The sequence below is a fragment of the Streptomyces sp. NPDC056948 genome (assembly GCF_042674225.1).
GTDB classification, from domain to species: Bacteria; Actinomycetota; Actinomycetes; order Streptomycetales; family Streptomycetaceae; genus Streptomyces; species Streptomyces purpurascens.
Window position 1 is genome coordinate 1 of the sequence record NZ_JBHUQX010000474.1, and the last position, 6594, is coordinate 6594.

The following is a 6594-nucleotide window of genomic DNA, read 5'->3' on the forward strand; positions in this document are numbered from 1 at the left end:
GTCCTCGCCTACGCGGCTCTGGTGGCCGGTGCCGCGTCGGCGACCTCGACGTTCGTGTTCTCGGCGACGGACGCCGCGCTGATGGCGCCGCCGACGTACGGGGCGATCCTGCTGTCCGTCGGGTGCGCGCTGCGGGCGCCGCGGCTGCTGGCGGTCGTGCTGGACCGGCTGCCGCTGAGCGGCGCGAGCGGCTGGCTGGCGGTGCGCAATCTGCGCGAGCGGGCCGGGCAGCTCGCCGGGATCCTGATGTCGCTGATCCTGTTCACGGCGGTCGCCACGGCGACGCTGACCATGCAGGTGGTGGAGAGCGATGCCATCGAGGCCTCGGGGGCGGTGAAGTCGGTCGACGCGAAGACCCTCGAGACGCTCAACTTCACGGTCGTCGGCATCATCGTGGTCTTCGTGTGCGTCATGCTGGTCAACTCGCTCTACGCGGCGACCAGTTACCGGATCCGGGAGTTCGGGCAGCAGCGCCTCGCGGGGGCCACTCCGGGGCAGGTGCTCGGGCTGGTGGGGGTCGAAGGGCTGATCCTGATGGTCACGGGGGTGTTCTTCGGCACGCTGGCGGCGCTGGCGGGGGTCGTCCCCTTCACCGTGGTGCGCACCGACGAGGTGGTGCCGGGCGAGTTCTTCGGCATCGGCGCGGCGGTCGTCGCGGTCGCGGCGGTGGTGACGCTGGGCACGAGCCTGGTCACGGCCCGGCGGACGCTGCGCACTCCGGCTGTCGGGGCGGTCGCGGTGGCGTGATGAACAGGACGGTCGCGAGGGGCGGTCGCTTCGGCGGCCGCGAGGGGGGCGGTCGCTTCGGCGGCCGTCCCCTCACCGCATGCCGGACGCGTCCAGCAGCGCGGTCACGGTCGCCGCGGTCAGGCCGTCCAGGGTCTCGATCCCGGCCCCCGCCCGGGCTCCGGCCCCGTCGAAGACCAGCATGAGCTGTCGGGCGAGCAGCTCCGGGTCCCGGGCCCCGCCCTCCTCGGCCTGCGCGCGGAAGAAGCCCAGGAGCCACTCCTTCGCTCCGCGGGCGACCACACTCGCCGGGTGCTCGGGATCCTTGAGCTCGACCAGGGCGGCGAGATAGGGGCAGCCCTGGTAGGCGGGTTCGGCGGAGGCCTTCTCCAGTCGTTCGAAGACATGCAGGATCCGCTCGCGCGGAGTTCCGGTCTCCTCCTGCGGGCCGGGCACCAGCCGTGCCTCGTACTCCGGGAGGAGCCGGGCCAGGCTCGCCGCCAGGACCTCGTCCTTGCTCGCGAAGAGCTGGTACATGGACCGCTTCGAGACCCCGGCGCTCCGGCACAGCGCCTCCACGCCGACGGAGACGCCCTCGCGGTAGAAGATCTCGGCCGCCGCGTCGAGCAGCCGGTCCCGGGTGGACGCCTTGTCTGTGGTGGCCATAGAGGTGAGGCTACCTCGCCCCGGGGCGCTGGGAAACCGATCGGTCTACCACCTTCCGGTACCCGGAACCCCCGTGACATCCTGGCTGAACAAGCGCTTAGATAGTGCTCTGATCGTCGCCGCTGACCTGGAGGCCCCGTTGTTCACATCCGTCGACGACGTCTCCGCACGTCTGGCCGAGACCGGGTATCTCGCCTCGCCCGCCGTCGCCACGACCGTCTTCCTCGCCGACCGCCTGGGCAAGCCGCTGCTGGTCGAGGGCCCGGCCGGGGTCGGCAAGACGGAGCTCGCCAAGGCCGTCGCCGAGGTCGCCGACGCGCGGCTCGTGCGCCTCCAGTGCTACGAGGGGGTCGACGAGTCCCGGGCGCTGTACGAGTGGAACCACGCCAAGCAGCTCCTGCGCATCAGCGCGGGCCGCGACGAGTCGTGGGACGAGACGCGCACGGACATCTTCAGCGAGGAGTTCCTGCTCACCCGGCCACTGCTGACCGCCATCCGGGGCGAGGACCCCAAGGTGCTGCTGATCGACGAGACCGACAAGGCGGACGTCGAGGTGGAGGGCCTGCTCCTGGAGGTGCTCAGCGACTTCCAGGTGACCGTGCCCGAACTGGGCACCATCACGGCGACGCGCCGCCCCTTCGTCGTCCTCACCTCCAACGCGAGCCGGGAGCTGTCCGAGGCGCTGCGCCGCCGCTGCCTCTTCCTCCACATCGGCTTCCCCGACGAGGAGTTGGAGCGCCGGATCGTACGGCTGAAGGTGCCGGGGCTCGACGAGGCACTGGCCCGCTCGGTCGTCCGGGTGGTGGGCGCGCTGCGGGCGATGGACCTGCGCAAGGTGCCGTCGGTCGCCGAGACCATCGACTGGGCGCGCACGCTGCTCGCGCTGGGCGCCGGCACCCTGGACGAGACGGTCGTACGGGCCAGCCTCGGCGTGCTCCTCAAGCATCAGGAGGACGTCCTCAAGGCGAGCGCCAAGCTCGACCTGGACGCCCTGTGACCACCCCGGCGAGCGCGGGTGTCGCGGAGCGGCTGACGTCCCTGGTCGGGGCGCTGCGCGCGCACGGCATCCGGATCGGCACCGGCGAGACGGTCGACGCGGGGCAGGCGATCGAGGTGCTCGGCCTCACGGACCGGGAGCTGCTGCGCGAGGGGCTGGCGGCGACGCTGCTGCACGGCACCGGGCAACGGCAGGTGTTCGACCCGGTCTTCGACCTGTACTTCCCGCGCGGCGTCGGCGGCCCGGAGCAGAAGGCCGCCGGACGGGACGATCTGCGCGACCGGCTGGCAGCGGCACTCGCCGCCGACGACCAGGCGCTGCTGGGCCGGCTTGCGGTCGAGGCGGTCGACGGTTTCGGGGGCTACGGCTCCTCGCCGGAGTCGGACGGCTGGTCGTCGTACCAGGCGCTCGAACGGCTGCGCCCGCAGACCCTGCTCGCCCGGGTCCGCGACAACGTGCGGGGACAGGGCGGCAGTTCGGGATTCGCCGACCGGCTGCTGGAGGACGAGATCCGGCGACGGATCGACGCTTTCCGCGCGTTGGTGGCCACGGAGGCGCGGCGCCGGGTCGCCGAGCGGCGCGACCGGGACGAGATCGCCCGGCGGGCGGTGGCCCCGACCGCCGAACGGGTCGACTTCCTGTTCGCCGGGAAGGCCCGGCTGGCCGAGCTGCGCAGGGCGGTTCAGCCGCTCGCCCGCAAGCTCGCGACCCGGCTCGCGGCCCGGCGCCGCCGCGCCTCCCGGGGCACGATCGACCTGCGGCGGACCCTGCGCGGTTCGCTGTCGACGGGCGGGGTGCCGATGAAGCCGGTGCTGCGCCGGCGCCGCCCGGCCCGGCCCGAACTGGTGCTGCTGTGCGATGTGTCGGGGTCGGTGTCCGGCTTCTCGGACTTCACGATGCTGCTGGTCCAGGCACTGCACGACCAGTTCAGCAAGGTGCGGGTGTTCGCCTTCGTCAACCGGATCGACGAGGTGACCGCGCTCCTTCGGCACGGCACCGCGGACCCGGAGGGGCTCAGCGTCCGCATCGGGGCGGAGGCCACCCTCACCGGATGGCACGACAGCAGCGACTACGGCACGGCGCTGGGCGAGTTCGCCGAGATCTACGGCGACGCGGTCGGTCCGCGCACGACCGTGTTCGTCCTCGGTGACGCCCGGACGAACCGGAGCGACCCGAATCTGCCCGCCGTACGGCGGATCGCCGAACGGGCGCGCCGCGTCTACTGGCTGAACCCCGAGCAGCGCTCCCTGTGGGGCACGGGCGATTCCGTCGCGCCGCTCTATGCCGAGCTGGTCGAGATGCACGAGTGCCGCAATGTCGGACAGCTCAGCGCGCTGGTGGCACGGCTGCTGCCGGTGTGACCGAGGGCGTGATCAGGCGACGGCGAGCTGCGGGTAGAGAGCGGCAGGGTCGGCCGCCAGCCCGGCCTTGACCTGCCGGGAGATGTCATCGGCCAGGACCTCGTAGGCACCCGACGCGATCCCGTCGAGGGCCTGGGCCGCGACACTCTCGGCCGTGGACTTCGGAGCGTCGACGGCGGCGGTCAGATCGGTGTCGACGTACCCGACATGCAGGCCGGTGACCTCGATGCCCCGCGGCTTCAGGTCGAGTCGCAGCGAGTTGGTCTGGGACCAGAAGGCGGCCTTGGACGCGCTGTAGGAGCCGGCGAGGCCGATCCACGACAGCACGGAGTGCAGGTTGAGGATGTGGCCGCCGCCGTTGCGCTCGATGACGGGGACGAAGGCCCGGGTCACCAGGAGCGGACCGTAGAAGTTGGTCTCAAACTCGCGGCGGACGTCCTCGACGGGCGAGTCGAGGAAGTTCGCGTTCACCGACGCGCCCGCGTTGTTGATCAGCAGGGTGACGTCCTGCGCCCGCTCGGCCGCCGCCGCGACGGACGCGGGGTCGGTGACCTCCAGCGCGAGCGGCACGGCGTCGGGGTGCGTGACGGTGCGCGGGTCGCGGGCGGTGGCGTACACCTTCTCGGCACCTCGCTCGTACAGGGCCTCGACCAGGGCCCGGCCGATGCCGCGGCTGCCGCCGGTGACCAGCGCGACGGAACCTTCGATGGCGGTCATAGGGGTCTCCCTCATGTTCTCCACACAGGAAACCGATCGGTTTCCCGTGAAGGGAAGCGTAAACCGATCGGTTTCCGGAGAGCAAGAGGGCGCTACTTCTTCGCGAACTCCCTCGCCGACTGCCCCTGGAAGTCGTAGACCACGACCTGCTCGTCGCCCACCACCCAGGAGTCGTGGCCGGGCGTGCAGACGAAGACGTCGCCGGGGCCGACCTCGCTCTCACCGCCGTCGTCCATGCGAATGTGCATGCGACCCTGGAGCATGTAGGCGTTGTGGTGCATCTGACAGCTGTCGGTGCCCGCGATCGGGCCCACGGACTCCGACCAGCGCCAGCCGGGCTCGAAGGTCGCCACGGCGAAGTCGAGCTCCGTCATGTGGACGGCTTCGAGGTGACCGCGGGGAAAATCACGCCGCTCGTCCGGCTTGTCGAGCGTCTTCACTTCCAACATGACGCGCTCCCTTCCGACCGCGGCGCACCGCGGCCGGGGGCCGGTCTCCCCGGCGGCCCTGGGCACCGCCGTCGGCGGCCGGCCTCCTACCCCTCAATCGTCCGCCCGTCCCTCCGGGGCCGCCAACCGAAGAACGCCCGCTCAGCCCTCGTTTCCGCAGAGTTCGGCGAAGCGCCCGGTGTCGATGTTGCCGCCGGAGAGGATGACGCCGACGCGGCGTGGGAGACGACCCGCGCGGCCGGTCAGCAGGGCGGCGAGCGGGGTGGCGCCGCTCGGCTCGAGGACGATCTTCAGGCGTTCGAAGGCGAACCGCATCGCGTCCCGGATCTCATCGTCGGTGACCAGCGCGATCCCGTCGACGAGCCGCCGGTTGACGGAGAAGGTGAGTTCGCCCGGTGTGTGCAGGGCCTGTCCGTCGGCGATCGTGTGCGGCACCGGGATGCTGATCCGCCGTCCGGCCTCCAGCGAGCGCTTGGTGTCGTCCCCGGCCTCCGGTTCGACGCCGATCATCCGGATGTCCGGGTGCAGCCCCTTGGCCACCGTGGCACTCCCGGCCATGAGTCCGCCGCCACCGACCGGTGTCACCATCACCCCCAACTCCCCCACCTCTTCGAGGAGTTCGAGCGCTGCCGTGCCCTGCCCGGCCATCACGTGCGGATGCTCGTACGGCGGGATGACGGTGAGACCCCGCTCGGCGGCCAGGGCCTCGGCGACGGCCACGCGGTCGCCGGTGTAGCGGTCGTAGGTGACGATCTCGGCGCCGTAGCCGGCGGTGGCCGCCCGCTTGGACGGCGGGGCGTCCTCCGGCATGACGATCACGGCGGTGGTGCCGAGCTCTCGGGCGGCCAGGGCGACGGCCTGGGCGTGGTTGCCGGAGGAGTAGGCGGCGATACCCCGCGACAGTTGCTCGGGGGTGAGGCGGGAGGCGGCGTTGTAGGCGCCGCGGAACTTGAAGGCGCCGATGCGCTGGAAGTTCTCACACTTGAGGTGGATCTCGGCGCCGGCGAGTGCGTCGAGGGTGCGGGAGCGCAGCACCGGGGTGCGGTGGGCGACGCCCTTGAGCCGGGCGGCGGCGTCCCGGACGTCGTCGAGGGTGACCGGTGGGGTGGTGGTCGTCACGCGGGTCCTCCGGTGGAAGTGTCGTGGGCGGCCCGGGCCTGGGAGAGGTAGTTGTAGGCGGAGGCGCGGGAGATGCCGAGCCGGGCGGCGACCTGCTCGACCGCGCCGCGCACGGCGAAGACACCGCGGGTGTCCAGCCCGCCGAACAGCTCCAGCCGCTCCGCGCGGTCCAGTTCCGCCCAGCTCCCCCGCTGCTTCGACTGGTGGACGTCGACGAGGGCGTCGACCACGGAGTCGATGTCGTTGCCGAAGGTCGTGGTCGGCAGCTCCGCCGGCTCGGGACGGATTCCGGCGAGCGCGCCGAGCAGGCCGTGGACCTGGCTGACGGCGCCGACGTCCACGTTGACGCAGAGCGCGCCGAACACGGCTCCCGTGGAATCCCTCAGCACCATCGTGGAGGACTTCACCAGCGTTCCGTTCCGGGTGCGGGTGACGTAGTTCAGTTCGTCGGCCGCCTCGTCACCCCCGGCGAGGACGCGCATGCCGATCTCGCTCATCGCGCCGCCCACCGTCCGCCCGGTCACCGATCCGGCGACGGCGACCACCGACTTCTCCGGGT

At 71.9% G+C, this 6594-nt stretch carries 8 protein-coding genes; 3 read left to right on the plus strand and 5 right to left on the minus strand.

The genetic code is table 11. From position 1 onward, the window contains the following. Positions 1 to 747, plus strand: a 747-nt coding sequence (locus ACFTZL_RS38660; RefSeq protein WP_382593267.1) for an FtsX-like permease family protein, incomplete at its 5' end; no start/stop codon positions are given. A gap of 72 nt (positions 748 to 819) precedes the next feature. Here ACFTZL_RS38660 and ACFTZL_RS38665 read toward each other — a convergent pair. Then, positions 820 to 1392, minus strand: coding sequence for a TetR/AcrR family transcriptional regulator (locus ACFTZL_RS38665; protein ID WP_382593269.1), 573 nt, complete (start codon positions 1390 to 1392; stop codon positions 820 to 822). Positions 1393 to 1531: 139 nt separating this feature from the next. Here ACFTZL_RS38665 and ACFTZL_RS38670 point away from each other — a divergent pair, with 139 nt between their 5' ends. Both ACFTZL_RS38670 and ACFTZL_RS38675 read left to right on the plus strand, forming a co-directional pair. Then, the gene (locus ACFTZL_RS38670) at positions 1532 to 2389 is read left to right on the plus strand and encodes an AAA family ATPase (protein WP_382593286.1); all 858 of its coding nucleotides are present in this window, start codon (positions 1532 to 1534) and stop codon (positions 2387 to 2389) included. Then, positions 2386 to 3750 (plus strand): VWA domain-containing protein, encoded by a 1365-nt coding sequence (locus ACFTZL_RS38675; protein WP_382593272.1) that lies wholly within the window; start codon positions 2386 to 2388, stop codon positions 3748 to 3750. The genes ACFTZL_RS38670 and ACFTZL_RS38675 overlap by 4 nt, the downstream gene beginning before the upstream one ends. A gap of 12 nt (positions 3751 to 3762) precedes the next feature. Here the strand turns inward: ACFTZL_RS38675 and ACFTZL_RS38680 are convergent, their stop codons facing one another. From ACFTZL_RS38680 to ACFTZL_RS38695, 4 genes are all read right to left on the minus strand, one after another. Further along, on the minus strand, positions 3763 to 4467 hold the full coding sequence (locus ACFTZL_RS38680) for an SDR family oxidoreductase (protein WP_382593275.1): 705 nt from the start codon (positions 4465 to 4467) through the stop codon (positions 3763 to 3765). 92 nt (positions 4468 to 4559) lie between these two features. After that, positions 4560 to 4916: a cupin domain-containing protein gene (locus ACFTZL_RS38685; protein ID WP_382593278.1), complete on the minus strand. Its 357-nt coding sequence runs from the start codon at positions 4914 to 4916 to the stop codon at positions 4560 to 4562. A 141-nt stretch (positions 4917 to 5057) separates the two neighbouring features. Further along, positions 5058 to 6035, minus strand: a complete 978-nt coding sequence (locus ACFTZL_RS38690) for a pyridoxal-phosphate dependent enzyme (protein WP_382593281.1) — start codon at positions 6033 to 6035, stop codon at positions 5058 to 5060. Beyond that, positions 6032 to 6594, minus strand: a 563-nt coding sequence (locus ACFTZL_RS38695; protein WP_382593283.1) for a transcriptional regulator, incomplete at its 5' end; no start/stop codon positions are given. The genes ACFTZL_RS38695 and ACFTZL_RS38690, both read right to left, overlap by 4 nt.